21 protein-coding genes are annotated in these 23,300 nt (G+C 57.8%); 11 read left to right on the top strand and 10 right to left on the bottom strand.

Going from position 1 to position 23,300, the window contains the following annotated elements:
- Positions 1-2,215 (bottom strand): methionine synthase (gene metH, locus CUC53_RS14345; protein WP_236757929.1); only part of this gene is annotated, 2,215 nt, incomplete at its 3' end.
- A gap of 203 nt (positions 2,216-2,418) precedes the next feature.
- On the opposite strand from metH, the gene CUC53_RS14350 reads away from it, so the two are divergent.
- The 4 genes from CUC53_RS14350 to CUC53_RS14365 all read left to right on the top strand — a co-directional run bounded on the left by CUC53_RS14350 (position 2,419) and on the right by CUC53_RS14365 (position 5,669).
- Positions 2,419-3,696, top strand: coding sequence for a cation:proton antiporter (locus CUC53_RS14350; protein WP_100294789.1), 1,278 nt, complete (start codon positions 2,419-2,421; stop codon positions 3,694-3,696).
- A 446-nt stretch (positions 3,697-4,142) separates the two neighbouring features.
- Positions 4,143-4,319, top strand: coding sequence for a hypothetical protein (locus CUC53_RS14355; RefSeq protein WP_100294790.1), 177 nt, complete (start codon positions 4,143-4,145; stop codon positions 4,317-4,319).
- A 222-nt stretch (positions 4,320-4,541) separates the two neighbouring features.
- Entirely contained in the window at positions 4,542-5,255 is a 714-nt protein-coding gene (locus CUC53_RS14360) for a helix-turn-helix transcriptional regulator (protein ID WP_100294791.1), read from the top strand.
- 33 nt (positions 5,256-5,288) lie between these two features.
- Positions 5,289-5,669: a RidA family protein gene (locus CUC53_RS14365; RefSeq protein WP_100294792.1), complete on the top strand. Its 381-nt coding sequence runs from the start codon at positions 5,289-5,291 to the stop codon at positions 5,667-5,669.
- Positions 5,670-6,111: 442 nt separating this feature from the next.
- On the opposite strand, the gene CUC53_RS14370 is transcribed toward CUC53_RS14365, so the two are convergent.
- From CUC53_RS14370 to ilvG, 7 genes are all read right to left on the bottom strand, one after another.
- Positions 6,112-7,017: a Dyp-type peroxidase gene (locus tag CUC53_RS14370; protein WP_100294793.1), complete on the bottom strand. Its 906-nt coding sequence runs from the start codon at positions 7,015-7,017 to the stop codon at positions 6,112-6,114.
- A gap of 111 nt (positions 7,018-7,128) precedes the next feature.
- On the bottom strand, positions 7,129-8,163 hold the full coding sequence (locus tag CUC53_RS14375) for an ABC transporter ATP-binding protein (protein WP_100294794.1): 1,035 nt from the start codon (positions 8,161-8,163) through the stop codon (positions 7,129-7,131).
- A gap of 442 nt (positions 8,164-8,605) precedes the next feature.
- Positions 8,606-10,126, bottom strand: coding sequence for a threonine ammonia-lyase, biosynthetic (ilvA, locus tag CUC53_RS14380; protein WP_100294795.1), 1,521 nt, complete (start codon positions 10,124-10,126; stop codon positions 8,606-8,608).
- A gap of 65 nt (positions 10,127-10,191) precedes the next feature.
- Complete coding sequence (gene ilvD, locus CUC53_RS14385) at positions 10,192-12,033, bottom strand: dihydroxy-acid dehydratase (protein WP_100294796.1); 1,842 nt, start codon at positions 12,031-12,033, stop codon at positions 10,192-10,194.
- A 139-nt stretch (positions 12,034-12,172) separates the two neighbouring features.
- Positions 12,173-13,111: a branched-chain amino acid transaminase gene (locus CUC53_RS14390; protein WP_100294797.1), complete on the bottom strand. Its 939-nt coding sequence runs from the start codon at positions 13,109-13,111 to the stop codon at positions 12,173-12,175.
- Positions 13,112-13,123: 12 nt separating this feature from the next.
- Positions 13,124-13,381, bottom strand: a complete 258-nt coding sequence (ilvM, locus tag CUC53_RS14395) for an acetolactate synthase 2 small subunit (protein ID WP_100294798.1) — start codon at positions 13,379-13,381, stop codon at positions 13,124-13,126.
- A complete protein-coding gene (ilvG, locus tag CUC53_RS14400) occupies positions 13,378-15,039 on the bottom strand; it encodes an acetolactate synthase 2 catalytic subunit (RefSeq protein ID WP_100294799.1) in 1,662 nt (553 codons plus the stop codon). Before ilvG ends, ilvM begins: the two co-directional genes overlap by 4 nt.
- Before the next feature lie 386 nt (positions 15,040-15,425).
- Here ilvG and CUC53_RS14410 point away from each other — a divergent pair, with 386 nt between their 5' ends.
- The 3 genes from CUC53_RS14410 to CUC53_RS14420 all read left to right on the top strand — a co-directional run bounded on the left by CUC53_RS14410 (position 15,426) and on the right by CUC53_RS14420 (position 18,916).
- Positions 15,426-16,940, top strand: a complete 1,515-nt coding sequence (locus tag CUC53_RS14410; RefSeq protein ID WP_100294801.1) for a YifB family Mg chelatase-like AAA ATPase — start codon at positions 15,426-15,428, stop codon at positions 16,938-16,940.
- Positions 16,941-17,056: 116 nt separating this feature from the next.
- On the top strand, positions 17,057-17,956 hold the full coding sequence (locus CUC53_RS14415; protein WP_100294808.1) for an acyltransferase: 900 nt from the start codon (positions 17,057-17,059) through the stop codon (positions 17,954-17,956).
- A 6-nt stretch (positions 17,957-17,962) separates the two neighbouring features.
- Entirely contained in the window at positions 17,963-18,916 is a 954-nt protein-coding gene (locus CUC53_RS14420; protein WP_100294802.1) for an acyltransferase, read from the top strand.
- Here the strand turns inward: CUC53_RS14420 and CUC53_RS14425 are convergent.
- Positions 18,877-19,344, bottom strand: a complete 468-nt coding sequence (locus CUC53_RS14425) for a 2-thiouracil desulfurase family protein (protein ID WP_100294803.1) — start codon at positions 19,342-19,344, stop codon at positions 18,877-18,879. The genes CUC53_RS14420 and CUC53_RS14425 overlap by 40 nt on opposite strands.
- Positions 19,341-19,991: an NUDIX hydrolase gene (locus CUC53_RS14430; RefSeq protein ID WP_100294804.1), complete on the bottom strand. Its 651-nt coding sequence runs from the start codon at positions 19,989-19,991 to the stop codon at positions 19,341-19,343. The genes CUC53_RS14425 and CUC53_RS14430 overlap by 4 nt, the downstream gene beginning before the upstream one ends.
- Before the next feature lie 74 nt (positions 19,992-20,065).
- Between CUC53_RS14430 and CUC53_RS14435 the strand changes: the two genes are divergently transcribed.
- The 4 genes from CUC53_RS14435 to CUC53_RS14450 all read left to right on the top strand — a co-directional run.
- A complete protein-coding gene (locus tag CUC53_RS14435; protein WP_100294805.1) occupies positions 20,066-20,701 on the top strand; it encodes an isochorismatase family protein in 636 nt (211 codons plus the stop codon).
- Between the two features lies 1 nt (position 20,702).
- Positions 20,703-21,881 (top strand): nicotinate phosphoribosyltransferase, encoded by a 1,179-nt coding sequence (gene pncB / locus CUC53_RS14440; RefSeq protein ID WP_100294806.1) that lies wholly within the window; start codon positions 20,703-20,705, stop codon positions 21,879-21,881.
- Between the two features lie 126 nt (positions 21,882-22,007).
- The gene (locus CUC53_RS14445) at positions 22,008-22,853 is read left to right on the top strand and encodes a putative selenate ABC transporter substrate-binding protein (RefSeq protein WP_100294807.1); all 846 of its coding nucleotides are present in this window, start codon (positions 22,008-22,010) and stop codon (positions 22,851-22,853) included.
- On the top strand, positions 22,850-23,300 hold a 451-nt coding region (locus CUC53_RS14450), incomplete at its 3' end, for an ATP-binding cassette domain-containing protein (protein WP_157798284.1). The genes CUC53_RS14445 and CUC53_RS14450, both read left to right, overlap by 4 nt.

The following is a 23,300-nucleotide window of genomic DNA, read 5'->3' on the forward strand; positions in this document are numbered from 1 at the left end:
CCCGCTTCATCACCCGCGCCGATTTCACCACCTGCGGCAGGAACATCTTGCCCGCGCCGAACAGGTCGCCGACCACGTTCATGCCATCCATCAGCGGCCCTTCGATGACGTGCAGCGGCTTCTCAACGCCAGCGCGTGCCTCTTCGGTATCCTCTTCGATAAAGTCGGTGATCCCCTTGACCAGCGCATGTTCCAGCCGCTTGCCCACTGGCCAGCTGCGCCACTCCTGTTCCCGTGGATCGGCCGCTTCGATGGCGCCGCCACGATACTTCTCGGCGATGGCGAGCAGCGCCTCGGTGGCGTTGTCATTAAGGTTGAGCACCACCGCCTCGACCTTCTCTTTGAGCTCCGCCGGAATGTCTTCATAGATGGCGAGCTGACCGGCGTTGACGATCCCCATGTCCATGCCATTTTGGATGGCGTGATAGAGGAAGACGGCGTGGATCGCTTCGCGCACCGGTTCGTTGCCACGAAACGAGAACGACACATTGGAGACGCCGCCGGAGATCATGGCGTGAGGCAGGTGCTCCTTGATGTCTTTCACCGCTTCGATGAAGTCCACCGCATAGTTGTTGTGCTCGTCGATGCCGGTTGCGACCGCGAAGATGTTGGGATCGAAGATGATGTCTTCTGGTGGGAAGCCCACTTGCTCAACCAAAATCCGGTAGGCGCGCTGACAGATCTCGAACTTGCGGGCGCGGGTATCGGCCTGTCCCTTTTCGTCGAACGCCATCACGATCACCGCCGCACCGTAGCGACGCAGCAGTTTGGCCTGCTCGATGAACTTGGCTTCTCCCTCTTTCATCGAGATGGAGTTGACCACTGGTTTGCCCTGCACGCACTTGAGGCCAGCTTCCAGTACCTCCCACTTGGAGGAGTCGATCATCACCGGCACCCGGGCGATGTCTGGTTCCCCCGCAATGAGATTGAGGAAGCGCACCATGGCCGCCTCGGCGTCCAGCATCCCCTCGTCCATGTTGATGTCGATGATCTGGGCACCGCTCTCCACTTGCTGCTTGGCGACATCCAGCGCCTCGTCGTAGAGCCCCTCTTTGATCAGCCGCTTGAACTTGGCCGAACCGGTGACGTTGGTGCGCTCCCCCACGTTCACGAACATGGATTCGGGGGTAATGATCAGCGGCTCAAGGCCCGATAGGCGGCAGGCGACGGGCAGATCAGGCAGGGCCCGTGGCGGGATGCCTGCCACGGCGTCCGCCATGGCGCGAATATGGGTCGGGGTGGTGCCGCAGCAGCCGCCGACCAGGTTGAGAAAGCCACTTTGGGCCCACTCGCGGATATGCGCTGCCATCTCGCCAGCATCGAGATCGTACTCACCGAATGCATTGGGCAGCCCCGCGTTAGGGTGGGCGCTGACAAAGGTCTCGCTGATGCGCGACAGCTCCTCCACATACTGGCGCAGCTCGTCAGGCCCGAGTGCACAGTTGAGGCCGAACGACACTGGTTTGACGTGGCGCAGCGAGTGGTAGAAGGCTTCAGTGGTCTGGCCGGAGAGGGTGCGGCCGGAGGCATCGGTGATGGTGCCGGAGATCATCACCGGCAGGCTGTAGCCCAGCGCCTCGAACACCCCTTCCACCGCGAAGGCGGCCGCCTTGGCGTTGAGGGTATCGAAGATGGTCTCGATCAGAATGATGTCGGCGCCGCCCTCGATCAGGGCATGGGTCGATTCGGTGTAGGCGGCCACCAGCTGGTCATAGGTGACGTTACGCTTGCCGGGATCGTTGACGTCCGGCGAGATCGAGCAGGTGCGATTGGTGGGGCCCAATACCCCGGCGACAAAGCGCGGTTTGTGGGGCTCGCGGGCCGTCCACTCGTCGGCGACGGCGCGAGCCAGCCGCGCGGCCTCGCGGTTGATTTCGGCCGACAGATCTTCCATCTCGTAGTCGGCCATGGCGATGCGAGTGGCGTTGAAGGTGTTGGTTTCGAGGATGTCGGCGCCGGCGGCACAATATTGCTGGTGGATCTCGCGGATCACCGCTGGGCGGGTCAGCACCAGTAGGTCATTGTTGCCCTTGATGTCGGTGTGCCAGTCGGCAAAACGCTCACCGCGATAATCGGCCTCACCGAGCTTGTAACCCTGGATCATGGTGCCCATGGCCCCGTCGATGATCAGGATCCGCTCCTTGAGGCAGGATTCTAGTTTGGTTGTGACAGCCGATTGTTGGTTCGGTTTTGTGCTCAGCTCACTGTTCGCCACGGCGCTTTCCTCTTTTACATCCATGCAACTGCGTAGAGCGCATCCTAGCAGCAATCATTAGAAATGGAAATCTAGCCGTCTATCTATCCAAATCACAAGGTAGTACTCATAAATAGTTAATGAGTAACCATAGGTCCGAGAGTACCCTATGCCTGTCCTGACTTGGGATACGTGCTTGCCATCTATCAACGAGAAAAATAACTATGAGCGTCTACTACACACTCTGCTTTCTGGCAGCGTTGGCCATTCTTATTGCCTTCGCTAACCAGTATGTTGTGAAGATCCAGACCACTATCGCCATTACGGCTGGTTCCATGCTGATATCAGCCCTCATGGTGCTCTTCGGTAAGTTGGGCTGGTTTAATCTGGAGCCTCTTGCCATCAGGACCATGGAGAGCATCGACTTCCAGAATTTCTTGCTAAAAGGGATTCTCGGCTTTTTGCTGTTTGCTGGCGGTCTTGGCATCAATCTCAAAGCGCTGCGTAGCCAGAAGTGGGAGATCACGATTCTCTCCATCGTGGCGACCCTGCTCTCTACCTTCATCATCGGCTATGGCTTTTGGCTGATTGCTAAAATGCTCGGCTGGGCGCTGCCGCTGGTCTACTGCATGCTGTTTGGGGCGTTGATCTCCCCCACCGATCCGATTGCGGTACTGGCTATTGTTAAGAAGATGAAGGCGCCTCCCCAGATTGCGATTCAGATCGAGGGGGAGTCGCTGTTTAACGACGGGGTCGGGCTGGTGATTTTTGCCACCGTGTTTGCGGTTGCCTTTGGCGGGGTCGAGCCGACCTTGTCCAGTGTGGCTGGGCTCTTTCTCCATGAGGCTCTGGGCGGCATCTTGCTTGGTGCGTTGCTCGGGTTGCTTGCCCATTTCATGATCAGCGCGACTGACGATGGCTCGCTGGAGCTGCTGCTGACCCTGTGCATCCCCACCGCTGGGTTTGCCTTTGCCAACATGATCGGGGTCTCCGGCGCGTTGGCCATGGTGGTCACCGGCATTATGATTGGTAACTGGACTCGCCATTCGGGCTTCTCCGAGCAGAGCCAGCATCACCTCGACCATTTCTGGGAGTTGATGGATCAGTTTCTCAATGCGCTGCTGTTTTTGCTGATCGGCTTGGCATTGGTGCTGCTCGATTTGACTTGGCACGACTGGGTATTGCTGGTCATTGCGGTGCCGCTTTGTCTGGCTGCCCGCTTTATTAGCGTGTCGCTGCCCTATCTGGCCTTTCGCAAATTCCGTACTTACAACACCTTCTCGGTGCGGATCCTCACCTGGGGCGGGTTACGTGGTGGCTTAGCGATGGCGATGGCCTTGGCCCTTCCTTCTGGGGTGATGATGATCCCCAACCATGGCACCGACTTACGGGAGGTGATTTTGGTGATGACTTACTCGGTGGTGATGTTCTCTATCGTGGTACAAGGCATGACCATCACCCCGATGATCACGGCCGCTAAAAAGGCGTGCGCGCAGTACTAGGGCGCTGCCAATCATCAAACAAGAGCTCTTTTGAGCTCTTTTTTTCAGCTTGCAGCTGGAGAAAGAACCAGTTAAACGCTAGATAACCAAATAATTGGTTGCTTTTTATTCTGATAATGTACAAAATGCGCACCGGCTAGTTAATCAGCCCTGTTTATGTTCGCAATGTTTCACCTCACGATGAATCCTGCCAGTATCTACATAACCTTCCTCTGATTTACTCGCCTTAAGAACCGTCAGGCTGTCCGCCTGCGTTGCCCGGTTCTCATGGCGCAGACCCGTTCTGCCCACCCAATATCATTGATGCTAACGCATATTCCTTGTAAGAGCAGAAGCCCGAGTGGGCTGGGTATAGCTGCGCGCTTAATTAACCCTAGAGCGTGTATTCATTGACCTCACCGTTGCCAGCACAAGGAGCAAACACTTTATTGAGATAGAGAAATACCATGATGAAAACCATACCAATGCGCAAGCCGCTGCGCCGCAGCAAACCTATCGATCTGCCGACGCCTGAGCATGACGATGATATCTTCCTGATCCAGTTCAGCACCCGTTTTAGCGGCGGTTTCGCCATCTGTTGCGACGGTATCGCTGGCGAATTTTCCATTGAGGATCTCTGCTGATTCCCCTCGCTCTCTAAGGGGGACCGATAAGGCCGCAACTCACGGCGGCCATTTGCTCCATTGTGTGACAGCCAACATGGTAGGTTAAGCAAACGTTTGGCGGCTAATGAAAGGCGAAAGTGATCTTGCGCAAACCGGCGGATTATAAAATCAAAAAAAGTTGACATTCGCCCCCTGCAATTGAAAACTCGGGCAAATAATTTATCGTCATAAGGGGATAAAATGAGTGTCATCATTGAGGACGTTATTCCTGAAGAGCAGCTGATCAGTCATACCTTTACGGCTGAAGATCGGGAATTATTGCGCTCCTATGATGGGCTGATTGATGGGCTGGCTGAGCTATTTGGCAAGCATTGCGAGGTCGTGCTGCACTCCTTGGAGAATCTCCATGAATCGGTTATCAAGATTGCTAACGGATTCAACACTGGCCGTACGTTAGGGGCTCCCATCACCGATTTGGCGCTGCGGATGCTCAAGGATATTCAGAGCACCGGCCATGATCATACCCAAAGCTATTTTGCCCGTAGCCGCACGGGTGCCTTGATGAAATCGAGCACCATCGCTATTCGCAATCGTAATAAACAGGTGATCGGCCTTATCTGCATTAATATCCACATTAATGCCCCGTTTCATGAGTTTGTTGCCGAGTTTTTCCCCACCCCGCAGCAGATCGATCGCCAATCCCCCGAGACGTTTGCCAACAGCGTAGAAGAGTTAGTTGCCCAAACGGTGGATAACACCATTGATGAGATCAACCGTGATTCGGCGGTCGCTAATAATGCCAAAAACCGTTTTATCGTGACTCAGTTGTTTGAAAAAGGGATTTTTGACATCAAGGATTCGATCAACTTGGTCGCGGATAAGCTGAATATTTCAAAACATACCGTTTACCTTTACATCCGCCAGCGCAAGCAGGGTGAAGATGAGAGCGAGTAAACCGAGTAAACATCGATAGCAAGGGATAACAGAATGGCGAAACAAGTAATTGCAACTGACAAAGCACCTGCTGCAATTGGCCCTTATGTGCAGGCGACCAAGGTTGGTGACTTGATTTTTACCTCAGGGCAAATTCCACTTGATCCTGCCACCATGGAGATCGTCTCTGGGGGCATCGACGCGCAAGCTGAGCAGGTAATGAGCAATTTGTTGGCGGTGCTACATGCGGCGGGAGCCGACGCCAGCAAGGTGGTGAAGACCACTTGTTTTTTGAGCGACATGAATGACTTCGTGGCGTTTAACCAAGTCTATGCCCGCTATTTTGGCGATACCGCGCCAGCTCGCTCCTGTGTTGAAGTGGCTCGCTTGCCCAAAGATGTGTTGGTTGAAGTGGAAGCGATCGCCCACCTTTAAGTGCCCAGAGTTTGGCCCCTAAACTACACCCCGTCTCTTGGCGGGGTGTTTGTTTCTCTGTCCTCGGCACCGATGGCGTTATCTGTTTGCCTCACCAGCGTGGTGATTCACCGATGTACCCTCAGCAGGGCAGCCAAGGATTCGTTGGTGTGAGTGCTTATCAAGCACAAAAAAAGAGGGCCAGTAATAACTGGCCCTTTAACTGGAAGCAATGTGAGCAATGTCGTGCCTTCACAAGAAATCCATCATGTTGGAACGGATGATGTCCTCCCCGGAAAACAAGTTAACAATAATTATTCTCATTTAATTGTGCAACGTTTATTTACCTAAAAGTAAATCTAACTGCATCCCTAGTGCTCACCCTCGGTGCATCACTCCCTTGCGCGGGCGCGGCGAGCTCTCTTAGGCGACAATTTTGCTTACCGTAATCAGACATGGTGCCTTACTGCCCACCCGCTTGTAAGAATGTCTCTGACGGGGCAAAAAAAGCGGCACCGGTGACGGCCTGAGTAAAGCGCAGCAGATGATCGAAGTGGCTTGCCTCGCCCTTATACATGCTGGCGAGCATGGCATTGAAATGCTGGGGTGTGTGGCAACAAGAGATAAAATAGAGTCCCTGTTCGGTCAGGGTGCCCCACGGCATACTCTGACGTAGGATCTCCATCGACTCCCCTTGTGGCGTTTTGAGATTGACCCGCTTGATGTGGGAGGTGAGCGGCTTAGCGGCAGACTCATATTCGATATTGTCAGCCTTAGTGCGCCCGACGATATCCTCCTGCTCCTTGACCGCTAATCGCTCCCAGTCGCTCATGGCGTGTCGCCACCGCTGAACATGGAGGTAAGAGCCGGCGGCGAAGGGGCCTGCTGCGACCAGCGCAACCTCGGCACGGCACGGCCCCTGTGGGTTTTCAGTGCCATCGACAAAACCGGTCAGGTCACGGCAATCGAGGTGGCGAAACCCCCGCACCTCTTCCGCCAGTGCCACTAACCCAGCGAGCAGTGCCATCACACGTTGGCCTGCATGATGCAACACATCCACCCTGTCGGCGCGTAGCTGAATGAAGAGGTCAAATGGGGTGTTAGGGGCCTGATGGCCATTGGCATCTTGCGCCATAAAGTGGCGCAACTGGGGTGGGCGAGCAGCAGGATAGAGGGCATCCCAATCGTCTGCGCCAATTGCCACTAAACCGCTAAAGTGCGCATCAGGAAAATCAGCGGCGACCGCCTGCCACAGGGCAGGCAGCATGGTTAAACGCGCCGTTAGTTCAGCGGCCTGGCCGCTGCGATTGAACATCAGATAGAGGGCGTGCAGATTGGGCTCTGCGCAAATCCCAGCTTGGGCTGTCATGTCTCTCTCCCCTAGATAAGTGTTGGCAATAAGGCACTCGCCATCGCAATGTGGCGCGATGATAACCCCCCAGATGGGTCAGTGCTTTGATGTCGGCACGGCAACGGGCGGTTATGGTAATGGTTCAAATAGCACCAAGGCATGGGCGGCGACGGTGACCCGAGCCCGCTTGCCTGCCAGCGGCTCGCCAATGCTGGCCTCGATCCGCTGCCCTGCACAAGTAAAGACCACGCGACAATGGTGGCCGAGAAACTGCTGTTCCAGCACCTCCCATCCCCCTTCCTGCACATGCTCTAGCTGTAATTGCTGGGGCCTAAGCATCAGTTGCAGCTGCTCACCGATCGCTCGGCCGTGGGGTTCACTGCCACACACCCGCCCCAACGCAGTCTGGACACAGTGGCTATCAACCACCGTCGCCGTTAAATAGTTCACCCCGCCCAGAAACTCGGCCACGAAGCGATTTTGCGGGCGACGGTAGAGCTGTTCAGGCTGCCCCACTTGCTCGATATGGCCGGCGCGAAACAGCGCCAGCCGGTCTGCAAATGCAAAGGCTTCTTCCTTGCTGTGACTGACGAAAATGGCACCGATCCCCTGCTGTTTGAGCAGGGTGCGGATCTCGAGGATAAGCTTCATCCGCACCTGGGTGTCGATGTTAGAAAAGGGCTCATCCAGCAGCATCAGTTTGGGCTTGCAGACAAGCGCCCGCGCAATGGCCACCCGCTGCTGCTGACCGCCTGACAACTGATGCGGATAACGCTCACCCAGCCCTTCCAGATTGACCAAGGCCAGTGCCTGGTTGACCTGATGTTGGCGGGCGGGGCGATCGCTCTGGGTTAAGCCAAACCCGACATTTTCGGCCACCGTTAAATGGGGGAACAGCGCATAGTCTTGAAAGATCATCCCAATTTGCCGTGCTTCTGGCGGCACATTGGTCTCTGGTCCATCGAGAAGCGTGCTGCCCAGTCGAATCACCCCGTTAGCTAATGGCTGTAAACCGGCGATCGCCTTGAGCAAGGTGGTTTTACCGCAACCACTGGCCCCCAACAAACAGACAATTTCGTTATCTGCCACCGTCAGGGATAGCTGCTCTAGCACATCACGACCGTTATAGCGGCAACTGACGTTTTCAACCTGTAAACACGACAAGCGTCATCCTCTCGCTCTGTATGGAGTTAAAGAACAATGAGTTCATTCAAGTAGCACGATGTTATGACGGGCGTTGCTGGCAACGCTGGTAGCGGAAAGGAGCGAAAAAAGAGAGGGATCACGAGATGCCGTTTACCATCACTTCCCTTGCTAAACACCATACTCCCATGTCAACGATGTGGCCATTATCAACGGCAAGGGTCCTGTTGAGCAACTTCTCTTCCCTGCCCGCCGAGCGGTGGCCCGTTATCGATGTAGCTGCCGCGGCCCTGTTTCTCACCTGTTATACGGCTCACATTGCACCGCCGTGCTGAACCGAGCGTAGGTCTCTGCGTGCAGGTGGCCTTGGGTCATGACGGTGATAGGGGCCCTGTGCTGGGCCGTTGCAACCAGTAAAAAGGGAGGCGATGGCCTCCCTCTACTGTGCGATGTGGCACGGCCCTCAACTGGCCAAAAACAGTCGGTAGGCGGGATCGTCGCTGACCTCTTTCCAGCCATAACCCAGCTCGTGCAGGTAGTCATGGAAGGCGGCGACGTCTTCGTCCGGCAGTTCAAAGGCGCACAGCACCCGACCGTAGTCCGCACCGTGGTTGCGGTAGTGGAACAGGCTGATGTTCCAGCGGCAGCCCAAGGTCTCCAAAAAGCGCATCAAGGCCCCCGGCTGCTCCGGGAACTTGAAACTGTAGAGCCGCTCGCCCAGAGGCTGGGCGGGGCGGCCGCCAATCATGTAGCGGACATGATTTTTAGCCAGCTCGCTCTCGGTCATATTGACCACCGGATAACCGTTGTCACCCAGTTGACTGATGATCTGGCCAAGCTCCTCGTCACCACCGGTCAGGCGCACCGAGACAAACAGCGACGCTTGCACCGCATCGCAATAGCGGTAGTTGAACTCAGTCACCATGCGGGGGCCGAGCTGACGGCAGAAGTCGAGGAAGGCCCCTTTACGCTCAGGGATGCTGACCGCCAACATGCCTTCGCGCTTTTCGCCGATCTCGCAGCGCTCCGAGACATAACGCAGGCTGTGGAAGTTGACGTTAGCACCCGACAAAATGGCCGCCATCCGTCCCCCTTTGACCTGTTCCCGCTCGCTGTAGGCTTTCAGGCCCGCCAGCGATAACGCCCCCGAGGGCTCGGCAATAGCGCGGCAGTCATCGAAGATATCTTTCAGCGCGGCGCAGATCTGGTCATTGGAGACGGTCACCACCTCGTCCAGATATTGGTTGCACAGGCGAAACGTCTCCTCGCCGATGCGCTTGACCGCGACCCCGTCAGCAAACAGCGAGACCCGCGCCAGATTGACCGGCTCACCGGCCTCCAGCGCGGCTTTGAGGCAGGCCGAGCCTTCCGCTTCTACCCCGATCACCTTGACATCAGGCAGCAGCTGCTTGATGTAAACCGCCACCCCAGCGGCTAGACCACCACCGCCGACCGGCACGAACACGTGGGTCAGGCGGGTGTCTTGCTCCAGTAGCTCTTTGCCAATGGTGCCTTGGCCGGCGATTACCTCGACGTCGTCGAACGGCGGGATCAAGGTGTAGCCCTCAAGCGTGGCGAGGCGGCGACTTTCGCCGTAGGCCTCATCGAAGCTGTTGCCAAACAGCATGACGTTGCCGCCCATGCGGCGCACGGCATCGACCTTGATATCTGGGGTGGTCTTGGGCATCACGATGATGGCGTTGATGCCGAGCTTGACGGCAGACAAGGCAACTCCTTGCGCGTGGTTGCCTGCCGAGGCGGCAATCACCCCGTGATCCTTCTGCTCCTGAGTCAGCGTGGCGATTTTGTGATAGGCGCCCCTGAGCTTGAACGAGTGGACCGGTTGCAAATCTTCGCGCTTGAGCACCACATGGTTACCCAGTCGGTCAGAGAGCTTCTTGAGGGTCTGCAACGGGGTGACCCGTGCAGCCTCATAGACAGGGGAGAGCAGTATCTTGCGCAGATAATCAGCCGCAGAGACCATGGTTTATCCCCTCATCCACAGGTAGTGGGCGCGCACCGCGCCCTTGTTGTCACAACCCATCCCGGTTACTCCCCCAACAGCGTGCGATCGCGCACCGCGCCTTTGTCGGCACTGGTGGCGAACATGGCGTAGGCGCGCAAGGCAAACGAGACCTGACGCTGACGATCGAGCGGTTTCCAGCCCCGGGCCGAGGCGGCAACGCTGCGGGCAGCTAACACGCTGTCGGCTACTTCTAGCACCATGCTACGAGCGGGGATATTGATATTGATGATGTCGCCATCTTCTACCAGACCGATGGTGCCGCCAGAGGCGGCTTCCGGTGAGACGTGACCGATAGAGAGACCCGAGGTGCCGCCGGAGAAGCGGCCATCGGTGATCAGGGCGCAGGCCTTCCCTAAGCCCATGGATTTCAGGTAGGTGGTGGGGTAGAGCATCTCCTGCATACCGGGGCCGCCTTTTGGCCCTTCATAGCGGATCACTACCACTTCGCCCGCTTGCACGGTGCCGTCCAGAATGCCGCTCACCGCGCTCTCTTGGCTTTCGAATACGCGGGCAGGGCCACGGAAGGTGAGGTTCTCTTCATCCACCCCGGCAGTTTTGACGATGGCGCCATTGATGGCGAGGTTGCCGGAGAGTACGGCGAGGCCGCCCTCTTGGCTGTAGGCGTTATCCAGCGAGCGAATACAGCCCTCGGCCCGATCCAGATCCAGTTCAGGCCAGCGGCAATCTTGGCTAAAGGCCTTGGTAGTACGGATGCCAGCTGGGCCTGCGCGGTAGAAATCGACCACCTCTTTGCTTGGCTGGCGGCTGACATCGTATTCGTTCAGTAGCTCAACCAGCGAGGTGCCCAGCACGTTGCGGGTATCGCCATGGACCAGACCGGCTTTTTCCAGCTGGCCTAGGATCGCTACGACACCACCAGCGCGGTGCACATCTTCCATATGGTACTTCTGGGTCGAGGGCGCCACCTTGCACAGCTGCGGTACCTTGCGCGACATCCGGTCGATGTCGGCCATGGTGAAGTCCACCTCGGCTTCTTGGGCTGCCGCCAGCAGGTGCAACACAGTATTGGTGGAGCCGCCCATGGCGATATCCAGTGCCATGGCGTTCTCGAACGCAGCCTTGGTGGCGATATTGCGTGGCAGCGCGGTCACATCGTCTTGTTCATACCAGCGCTTGGCCAGCGCCACGATACGCTGCCCCGCCAGCTTGAACAGCTGCTCACGATCGCTGTGGGTCGCCAACATGGAGCCGTTGCCCGGCTGGGAGAGGCCAAGGGCCTCGGTCAGGCAGTTCATCGAGTTAGCGGTGAACATGCCGGAGCAGGAGCCGCAAGTCGGGCAGGCGCTGCGTTCGACCTGATCGCTCTGGGCATCAGAGACCTTGGGATCGGCCCCTTGGATCATGGCGTCCACCAGATCGAGCTTGATGATTTGATCGGAGAGCTTGGTTTTGCCCGCTTCCATCGGCCCGCCGGAGACAAAAATCACCGGAATGTTGATGCGCAGGGCCGCCATCAGCATCCCCGGGGTGATCTTGTCGCAGTTGGATATGCAGACCATGGCATCGGCGCAGTGAGCATTGACCATGTACTCCACCGAGTCGGCAATCAATTCGCGCGATGGCAGCGAGTAGAGCATACCGCCGTGGCCCATGGCGATGCCGTCATCCACGGCAATGGTGTTGAACTCTTTGGCAACGCCGCCAGCCGCTTCAATCTCGCGCGCCACCAGCTGGCCCAGATCTTTGAGGTGAACGTGACCCGGTACGAATTGGGTAAAGGAGTTCACCACGGCGATGATCGGCTTGCCAAAATCCTGGTCGGTCATGCCGGTGGCACGCCACAGGGCGCGGGCCCCAGCCATGTTACGCCCGTGGGTGGTGGTGGCGGATCTCAACTTCGGCATTGTTCTACTCCTTGCATGGCCATGGGGCCCATGATGTTTGAATCAGTGAGGGTCGGATCGGGAATCGGTCCTGATAAGGGCATCCATTGAATACCCTTACCAGCAGCGACTCGGGGAGGCCATCGCCTCCCCTGTGGGGTTAGTCCTTAACTGGGGTGAGCCAGTTCCATTTATCTTGGGTCTGGCCATTGAACAGACCGAAGAAGGCTTGCTGTAACTGCTCGGTCACTGGGCCACGACAGCCTGCCCCTATCTGCATCCGATCGACGGATCGCACCGGCGTCACCTCGGCGGCGGTGCCGGTCATGAAAATCTCGTCCGCCACATAGAGTGCCTCGCGCGGCAGCGCCTGCTCGCGCACCTGGTAGCCGAGATCGCGGGCTAGGGTCATGATGGTGTCACGGGTGATGCCGGGCAAAATAGCCGCAGTGGCGGGCGGGGTAAACAGCACACCATTTTTCACCAAAAACAGGTTTTCCCCGGCGCCTTCGCTGAGGTAGCCGTTCACATCTAGCGCCAACCCCTCGGCGAAGCCATTACGTTTGGCCTCTCGGCTGATCAGCTGGGAGGATAAGTAGTTGCCGCCCGCCTTGGCGCTAGTGGGAATGGTGTTGGGGGCGAGCCGGCTCCAAGAGGTGACGCACACATCCACCCCGTTTTTCAGCCCCTCTTCGCCCAGATAGGCCCCCCATGGCAGAGCCGCCACCATCAGGTCAGCCTTGGCATCCAGTGGTGGGTGGATCCCCAACCCCACGTTGCCAATAAAGGCCAGCGGGCGCAGATAGCCGCTCTTAAGGCCATTTTCCCGCACCACAGCACGGCAGGCTTCATTCACCTCGGCTTCGCTGTAGGGCAGCGCCATCCAGTAAATTTTGGCGGAATCGAACAGGCGCCGAGTGTGCTCTTGCAGGCGGAAAATGCAAGTGCCGGAGGGGGTATCGTAGGCGCGCACCCCTTCAAACACCGAGGAGCCATAGTTCAAGGCATGGGTCATCACATGCACTTGGGCATCTTGCCAAGGAATGAGCTTGCCGTTGAACCAGATGTACTGTGGGTGTGCTGACGTGGGTTGTGCCATGGTGTTAACTCCTTACGCTCTGATCCTAGGGTGTTGTTCCAGCGCATCGACGCGCGCCACATCGACCAATTTGTCGAGTTGGGCCCACAACTGCTGGATTGGGCGCAGCGATTCGACCGTCACGGTAATCTGCAACTGTTGACTATCTTGCGCCGTCTCCATGTTCAGGGCGCGTAAACTAAAGCCTCGGTGACGCACCACTCGCAGGACCCGCTCCATCACTTCTGGAGTGGCCTTGGCGTGGATTGTTAAGGTATGAACCTGATTCATGGGCGTTGCTCCATCATATTGTGGTTGGCGACGCCTGGCGGCACCAAGGGCCAGACGTTCTCTTCTTCGGAAATAGCCACGTGCAGTAAATAGGCATGGTCACTGGCCAGCAGGCGATCCAGCGCTGCGGGGATCTCATCCTTGCGGGTGATCGTCTCGCCAGCAATGCCAAAGGCCGCTGCTAGCGCGATAAAGTCGGGGTTATCGGAGAGGATGGTCTCACTGTAGCGGCCGTCGAAGAACAGCTCCTGCCACTGGCGGACCATGCCAAGGCGCTGATTATCGAGCAGCACCATCTTCACCTTGAGCTGGGCGCGGCGAATAGTGCCGAGTTCTTGCACGTTCATCATGAAAGAGCCATCGCCGCTGACCAGCACGACCTCATCCTCTGGCCGCGACATCTTGGCGCCGATGGCGGCAGGCAAACCAAAGCCCATGGTGCCGAGTCCGGCGCTGGAGAGGTGATTGCGTGGGCTGGTGAAGCGCATGTGCTGGGCCACCCACATCTGGTGTTGGCCGACATCGCAGGCCACCACGCTGGTCTCCGGCAAGCGGGCTGAGAGCGTGTTGAGCAGGGCCGGGGCGTAGATAGGCTGGCCCGGATGGTCATAACGAAACGCATAGTCACGAGCCATGGTCGCGCAGTGTTCGCGCCAAGCGTCGATGCACAAAGCCAAACTGAGGCGCGGCAAGACCAGCTTAAGATCGGTGGTGATGCCCACATCCGCGCGACGGCGCTTGTCAAACTCGGCGGCGTCTACATCCAGATGGATCACCTTGGCCTCTGGGGCAAACTCATCCAGTTTGCCGGTGACGCGATCGTCAAAACGGGCGCCCACCACCAGCAGCAGGTCACACTGCTGTACCGCGTAGTTGGCCGCTTTGGTGCCGTGCATACCGAGCATCCCAAGATAAACAGGGCTGTCTGGATCGAGGGCGCCAATCCCCTTGAGGGTGGTGACCGTTGGCATGCCAGTCACGGCGGCAAACTCGCGCAGCTGCTGCTCGGCATTGGCCATGCCGACGCCACCGCCAACGTAGAGCACCGGCCGCTGGGCCGCTGCTAACAGGGTTCGCGCCAGACTAAGCTCGGCGTGATCCTCTTCGTCTTGCCACTGTGCGGTGGTGGTAGCCACCACCGAGAGCTGACCATGAACGGCCACGGCTGCCAGCTGGACATCTTTAGGGAGATCGATCAGCACGGGGCCGGGCCGACCTGAGCTGGCGATGGCAAAGGCCTCGGCGATCACCTGCGGCAGCTCGGCGACATCCGTCACCATGAACGAGTGTTTGGTGCAGGCGAGGGAGATACCGAGTACATCCACTTCCTGAAACGCATCGGTGCCCACGGCGGCGCACGGAACTTGACCGGTGATCGCCACCAGCGGCACAGAATCGAGCAGCGCCTCCGCAAGGCCCGTCACCAGATTGGTGGCCCCCGGCCCTGAGGTGGCGATGCAAACCCCCACCTGACCGGATGCGCGAGCATAGCCAACGGCGGCCATGGCGGCGCCCTGCTCATGGCGGCAGAGCTGGTGGGCGAGGCCGCCATCATACAGTGCATCATAGACCGGCATGATGGCGCCGCCCGGATAACCGAATACCTGCGTTACCCCCTGCTGCTTGAGAGCCTGTACCAAAAACTGCGCGCCGTTCATCTGAAAAATCCTGTTCTGTAGTCGAAAAAAAACCCCGAGCTGTGAGGCTCGGGGGTCGCTTGCTTCGTTTCTGTCCGGTGGTGGGTCTATCCCTTGTTCCGTGCAGCTAACCGAGCCCCGAGCGGTGAGGTAATAATCACCACTAGGACCACAATAATGCTGACGAAACGGGAGGCCATGTTCATAGTTACAACCGGAAATTGAGTAAAACATTGAGGCGGCAAGTACCGCGAATAGCTATTAGAACTAGCATGGTGATGTTGGCTGGGCAAGCGTTTTCTATGTAAGAACCTTCTGATTTTAACTATTGATGAACCAACGCTTTAGCATAAAAAACCAGAATAATTTAAATATTCAGAACATATATAAACTCAAGGATGGGGATTATGTCATTAGCTGTGGTTTATAGCCGTGCTAGCCTAGGTGTCAGCGCACCGCAAGTGACGGTGGAAGTTCACCTCTCAAATGGGCTCCCAGCGTTCAATATCGTCGGTTTGCCGGAAACCTCGGTTAAAGAATCGCGGGATCGGGTACGCAGTGCTTTGCTCAACGGCAACTTCGAATTTCCAGCCAAACACATTACGGTTAACTTGGCGCCGGCCGACCTGCCCAAAGAGGGGGGGCGCTTCGATCTCGCTATCGCCATCGGTATTCTGGCAGCCTCCAAACAGATCCCAGCCACCCGTCTGCTCAATCATGAATTTTTAGGGGAGTTGGCCCTGACCGGCGAGATCCGCCCCGTACTCGGCGTATTGCCGGCGGTATTGGCCTGCCGTGATGTGGGACGCACCCTGCTAGTGCCGCGGGAAAATGGCACCGAGGCCGCCCTGATCCAGGATGCCGAAGTGCGCACAGCCCATCAGCTGCTCGCCGTCACGGCATGGCTGGCGGGTCAATATGAGCTCCCCCTGCCAGCCCCTCACGCTACCGAAACGCTGCCTGATGTGCCGGATCTGCAAGATGTGATTGGTCAAGCGCAGGCGAAACGAGCGCTGGAGATCGCCGCTGCAGGTAGCCACAACCTGCTGTTTATCGGCCCGCCCGGCACCGGTAAAAGCATGCTGGCCAGCCGCTTGCCCGGTATTCTGCCGCCGCTGAGCGAGCAAGAAGCCCAGCAGACCGCGGCCATTCACTCTATTGGTGGCTTGCTGCTCCGAGCTGGCCGTTGGCACCATCGGCCTTATCGTACCCCCCATCACAGTGCCTCGGCGGTGGCGCTGGTGGGCGGTGGCAGCCACCCTAGGCCCGGCGAAATTTCCTTGGCTCACAATGGGGTGCTGTTTCTCGATGAGCTGCCGGAGTTCGAACGTAAAGTGCTCGATTCGCTGCGCGAACCGTTAGAGACCGGCCACATCACCATCAGCCGTGCCGCGCGGCAGGTGGATTTTCCTGCCCGTTTCCAGCTGATCGGCGCGATGAATCCCAGCCCTTGTGGCCACTATGGTGATGGCCAGACTCGCTCCAGCCCAGATCAAATCCTGCGCTACCTCAGTAAGCTCTCCGGCCCCTTCTTGGATCGCTTTGATCTGACGGTCGAGGTGCCCCTGCTGCCTAAGGGAAGCCTGACCGGCAAAGTAGAACGGGGTGAGTCGAGTCAGCAGATCCGGGAGCGGGTATTGGCGGCGCGGGAGCGGATGCTTAGCCGCAATGGCAAGCTCAACCATCTGCTAGATAGCCGAGAAATTGAAGAAATTTGCCGCTTATCGCCGCAAGATGCGGAATTTTTAGAAAATGCCATCCAAAAGTTGGGGCTCAGCATCCGCGCCTGGCACCGGATTTTGCGCGTCTCGCGCACCATCGCCGATCTAGCTGGGCAGCCCGCCATCGAGAAGACCCATCTCATCGAGGCGCTGGGCTACCGCGCCATGGATCGCTTGTTGGCACGGCTGCGCAGCGGCTAAAGGGGGAGCGGCCAGCCTTGGCCCAACGCATGGTCTGACAAGTCCGTGACTGATATGATGGCAACTGATCTGACCACTTGGTGGCCACCGACCGATTTAGCAAGACGGACCCAGCCATGACCTACACCCTCACAGATAGACTGCGCGGCAGCCTCTCGACCCTGCTCTATTTTTGCAACACCCTGTTTTGGTTTATCCCGATTATTCTGCTGGGCTTGCTCAAGCTGCCTCTGCCAGTAAAGCGCTGGCGCACCGGCTGTAACCTGCTGCTTGATGGCTGTGCCAGTTGCTGGATTGGTTTTAACAACCTGATCCAGAAAACCATCATCAGGACCGCTTTTGAGGTGGTCGGAGTGGACAAAGGACGCCGAAATGAGTGGTATATGGTGATTGCCAACCATCAATCCTGGGTCGACATACTGGTACTGCAGCGGGTTTTTAATCAGAAAATCCCCTTCCTGAAGTTTTTCCTCAAGAAAGAGCTTATTTGGGTACCTTTGCTCGGTTTGGCATGGTGGGCGTTGGATTTCCCCTTTATGCGGCGATATTCAAAAGCGTTTTTGGCAACACACCCGCACATGAAGGGGAAGGACATAGCGACGACCCAGCGTGCCTGTGCCAAGTTCCGCGATACACCGGTGAGTGTGATGAATTTTGTCGAAGGCACTCGTTTCACCTCGGCCAAACATCAGCAGCAGGGGGCGCCTTATCGGCATCTGTTGCAACCCCGAGCGGGTGGTATTGCGTTTACCTTGGCGGCGATGGGTGGCCAGTTACAGCAGCTGGTGGATGTGACCATTGCCTACCCAGGCGGCATTCCCAGCTACTGGGATTTCATGTGTGGGCGGGTGAAGGCGATCAAGGTGCAGGTCCGCTTTATGCTGATAGCGCCCAATCTGGTGGGGGATTACATCAATGACCCCGTGTTCCAACACACATTTCAGCAGTGGTTGAATGGGATTTGGCAGCAAAAAGACCAGACCATGACTCAGCTACTGACGGACAACATATCGTAAAGAGTCATGCTATCGCTGCTTCCCGGTCCTGTGGTGCTGCTTATCAGCACCAGCCTTACCATCTTGTTTACTGCCCTGTGCGCCAGCCTGATCCTAGCGGTCTCGCTGGTCAAACTGTTGCTGCCGTTGCCCACTGTTGGCCGCGCCTGCAGTCGCCTCAATAACCGCTTGATGCGGCTCTGGTTGGCGGGTAATGCCTTGGTGATCCACCTCACCACCCACATCGACTGGCAGATCGAGGATGACACTCAGCTGCGCCAAGATGGCTGGTATCTGATTATCAGCAATCACCTGAGCTGGACCGATATCGTGGTGCTGGGCCATCTGTTTCGGGACCGTTTGCCGGTGCCCAAGTTCTTTATGAAGTACGAGCTTATCTATATCCCGCTGTTGGGGTTCGCTTGCTGGGGGCTGGATATGCCCTTTATGCGCCGCTATTCGCGGGCATTTTTGCTGCGTAATCCGCACCTGCGTGGGAAGGATATCGAAACGACCCGCGCGGCTTGCGAGAAGTTTCGTGACATGCCCACCACGGTGATCAATTTTGTTGAAGGAACACGGTTCACCCCAGCGAAACGGGATGCCGCTCACTCCCACTACCATCACCTGATGCCGCCCAAAGCCGCTGGGCTGGCGTTCACCTTAGCGGCGATGGGCGATCAGTTTGATAGCTTGATCAATGTCACTATCCGCTATCCCGACAATCAACAGACACCGTTTAAAGACTTTTTGATGGGACGGATGAAGCGTATTCAGGTACGCATTGAGGCGCTGCCGGTGGCGGACGCGCTGGTCGGTGACTACTTCAATGACAAGCAGTTCAAGCGGGGCTTTCAGGGGTGGTTAAACCAGCGCTGGCAGGAGAAAGACGAGGTGCTGACACGTTGGCAGCACGAACCGGTGCCACGGTCGCTGGCCACTCAAGAGGCAGCCAATGCCGAGGCCAGCGCAGGCAATTGATCCTCGCTGAATACGGCAATGCCGTGACGGCGTAGCAGCGCCGTGGTGATGCCCTCACCTGCTACTGATACTCCGGCGAAGCGGCCGTTATAGATCCGGCTGCTGCCACAAGAGGGGCTGCCCTCTTTGAGCAGGGCGAAGCGAATCCCCTCTGCCTGACAGAGAGCTAGCGCCAGCTCGGCACCACGGGCAAACTCGGCCGTGACCTCTTGCCCGCTGACGGTGACCACCCGTTCACCTTGGCGTTCGGCAGGGGCGCGCGGGGTTGGCAAGCCGCCTGCCACTTCGGGGCAAAAGGCCAGCAGCCGTCCCTCGGCCCCGAGCTCGCTTAGCCAAGCGCTGACCATCCCCTTGCTCTGACCATCGTAACGCACTGGTTGACCCAACAGGCAGGCGCTCACCAGCACCCGGATGGGGTGAACGCTCACGCTTCTGCTCCGTGCATCACCTGATCGAACATCACGCAGCAAGGGTTTTCTAGCCGATACAGAATGGCGGGGCGCTGTTTGCCAGTCCGTTTGTGGCCGGTATCGACCAAGATGTTGGCGCGATGGATCCGCTTACGAAAAGCGGCGGTGTTCATTGGAGTTTGCAAAATGATCTCAAACGCACGCTGCACCTCGGACAAGGTGAAGACCGACCCCAGTAATTGCAGCGGTAAGGTGCTGTAGCGGCTTTTGATCCGAAGCCGCTCCAACCCTTTTGCAATCAGCTGACCATGGTCAAAGGCAAGGCTTAAGCCGGGCAGGGCGTTGAGGGGTTGCCAGCTGCCATGGACTGGATTGATGTCGGGGCCCACCAAGCACAGATAGACCAAGGCGGTGGACCAGCCACGGGGGTCGCGCGCCAGATTGCCCAAGGTGCAGACTTGCTCGCTGTAGCAGTGGCCGAGGCCCCACTCCGTCAGCAAACGGCTGAGCGCAGATTCCAAATCCCGATCGCGGGTTTCATCAATGCACAGTGACGGCAGTTGCCAGCTATGAGCAAAAGGGGATTGAGCACGAGGGGTAAGCAGCAGTTCGAGCCGCTCATCGTGCAGTCGCAATACCACCATATCCAGACTCATTCTTAGCATCTTGCTCGCCCTGCTCGCCTTCTATTAATGTTTGGTAGATAATATCACACGAATATTATGTGCAGGAGCTAATCATGGGAATCGTTGCCAGCCTAGATATTGATGCGCAGAAGGGGTTTACCCCGCTGTGTCCGCATGAGCTGCCCGTTGCGGGCGGCGATGAGATCGTGGCGGCACTCAATGCACAGGCGGCGTTGGCCAGCTTGCGCATTGGCAGCAAAGATGCTCATCCTGCCAATGCGGTCTGGGCGGTCACAGACCCTGCTAAGATCCTGCAACCCTTGGCCTTGGCCAATGCCGATCTCTGCTGGCCGGTGCATTGTGTGCCCGGTAGCAAGGGATTCGAGCTGCTAGATGGCTTACCCGCACCCATTGATTACGATTTTTTCGTGTGGAAGGGGGTCGAACCAGACCTGCATCCTTATGGCGCCTGTTTTCACGATCTGGCCGAGCAGCGCAGCACTGGGCTTATCGAGTTTTTACAAGCTCGGCACGTTGACACTGTGCTGGTTGGCGGATTAGCGACCGATTACTGCGTGAAGACTAGCGTGCTGCAACTACGCCGCGCTGGGTTGCGGGTGATTGTCCATCTTGCTGCCTGCCGTGGCATTGCCCCTGCGACCATCGCTGCCGCCCATACCCAAATGATCGACGCCGGCGCCGAGCTGGCGCAGACCCTGACCGATTTACAACACCTGCTGGACACCTGATATGCCACCGATCCTCACCAGCCTGCTCGATACAGATGCTTACAAGCTGCACATGCAGCAGGCGGTGTTTCACCGTTACCCGGATGCCGAGGTTGTGGCTGAATTTCACAGCCGCAATGAAGAGGATCTGTTGCCGATGATGGGCCAGATCGAAGAGCAGTTACGGCTGGCCGGCTCCCTGCGGCTGACTGGGCCTGAGCTCAACTTTCTAGCCGAGCGCCCTTTTTTTACTGCCGATTATCTTGATCATTTGCGGCGTAAACCCCTTGATGCCTCCCTGCTCAAGGTGTTTGAGCAAGATGGTCGGATCAATGTGCGGGTCGAAGGCTCGTGGCAGGATGTGATCCTGTGGGAGATCCCTGTGCTCGCGATCATCAGCGAGATGCGCAACCGCTTCCGCTACCCACAGTTGGGGGTGAGCCAAGCGCTGGATCGGCTCGATCAGAAGATTGATAAGTTAGAGCGGGAGCTCAGCCCCGAGGAGATGAGCGAATTTAACATCATCGACTTTGGCACTCGCCGCCGTTTCTCCCACGCGGTGCAGGATGCGGTGGTGGGGCGCCTCAAGGAGCGTTTACCGGCGTTTCGTGGCACCAGTAACTACCTATTGGCCCAGAAGTATCAGTTACCTGCGGTGGGCACTCAGGCTCATGAGTGGTTCCAAGCCCACCAGCAACTCGGCTTCCCTCTTGAACACAGCCAGCGTGCAGCCCTCACGAGCTGGCTGGACGAGTTTACCGACCACTTAGGGATCGCCCTCACTGACTGCATCACCATGGATGCGTTCTTGCGCGATTTCGATTTTGATCTCGCCAGCCGTTATCAGGGGCTGCGCCACGATTCTGGCGATCCGGTGGTGTGGGGTGAAAAAGCCATTAGCCACTACCAGCGCCTCGGTATCGACCCTGCTGACAAGACCTTGGTATTTTCCGATGGCCTCAATCTTGATAAAGCGGTCGAGCTGTTGCGCCATTTCCGTGGTCGGATCAACACCAGTTTTGGCATTGGCACCAAAATCACCTGTGACCTGCCCGGCGTGAGCCCGATGAACATTGTCTTCAAGCTAATCGAGTGCAACGGTGGCCCAGTGGCCAAGATCTCCGACAGCCCGGGCAAAACCCTGTGCCGAGATGCCGATTTTATCCGTAACCTCAAGCAGGCCTTTCAAGTGGGGGTCTAGCGCGCTTTTTTGGCTGCCGCCATCTTGCGCATTGCGCCGGTGGCCCCCTACCATAGCGCCCTTACAAGGTCCGGCCCGTGCCGGACCTTTCTCTTGCCTACCGCACAGACTACAAAGGATTGCCCGATGAGCCGTCACTGGATATTTGCCCTGACTACCCTGTTTGCCAGCCTAAGCGCCACCGCCGCCGAGCCACTGCGGGTTTCCGCTATTCCAGATGAAGCGCCCACCGAGTTGCAGCGCAAGTTTGCGCCGCTGGGTGACTATCTGGCAGCCCAGACTGGGCGCGAGGTGGTATTCGTGCCGGTCAATGATTACGCCGCCGTGGTGGAAGCGTTGGCGGCAGGCAAGCTGGATATGGCTTGGCTGGGCGGCTTCACCTATGTGCAAGCACATCGCCGTGCTAACAAGGTGGTGCCCTTAGTGCAGCGGCAAGAAGATGCCCAGTTCACCTCCAAATTCATCGCCAATGTTGACAGCGGCATCCAGACCTTGGCTGATACCAAGGGCAAGGATTTTGCGTTCGGTTCTCCCTCTTCCACCTCCGGCCACCTGATGCCGCGTCACTTCTTGGCCGAACAAGGGATCAACCCAGAGCGGGATTTTGCCCACGTTGCTTTCTCTGGCGCCCATGATGCCACCGTCGCCTGGGTCGCTTCCGGCAAAGTACCCGCCGGAGCCCTCAATGCCTCGGTGTGGGACAAGTTGGTGGAAGAGGGTAAGGTGGATACCAGCAAGGTGAAGGTGATCTGGACTACTCCCACCTACTTTGACTACAACTGGACTGTGCGTGGCGATCTCGACTCTGCGTTGCAAGCCAAGATCAAACAGGCCTTTCTCAACCTCGATCCTGCCATCCCAGCGCAGGCTGAGATCCTCAAATTACAACGGGCGAGCCGTTTCATCGCCACCCAGCCTGAGAACTATCAGGGCATCGAAGCTGCCGCGATCCAGGCTGGTTTGCTGAAGTGATCGCTGTTGCCTTGCACGGCGCAGGGCTGCGGCTCGGGGAGCATCGCATCCTGCAGCCGCTGGACCTGACCATTGCCGTGGGTGAGTGCGTTGCCGTTATTGGCCCCAGTGGTGCCGGCAAAACCAGTTTGCTGCGGGTGATCGGCACTGAGCTGCGCAGCGAAGGGGCGGTCGCGCTCTGGCAGCAAGATCCGTGGGCCCTCACCAGCCGTGCTCGCCAGCGGCTGCGTAGCCGGATTGGTCGAGTCTGGCAGCAACCACCGTTGCCTGCATCCCAGTTGGTGCTGACTGCGGTGCTGGCAGGACGGTTGGGGCAGTGGTCGCTGGTGCGATCACTCTACTCACTGCTGCGGCCATATGATGCGGCAGGGGCGAAAGCCGAGCTGGCTCGGCTGGGGATTGCCGACAAGTGGCAGCAGCGCTGCGGCGAGCTCTCCGGCGGCCAAC

Source organism: Aeromonas cavernicola (assembly GCF_002795305.1).
In the GTDB taxonomy this organism is placed as follows: domain Bacteria; phylum Pseudomonadota; class Gammaproteobacteria; order Enterobacterales; family Aeromonadaceae; genus Aeromonas; species Aeromonas cavernicola.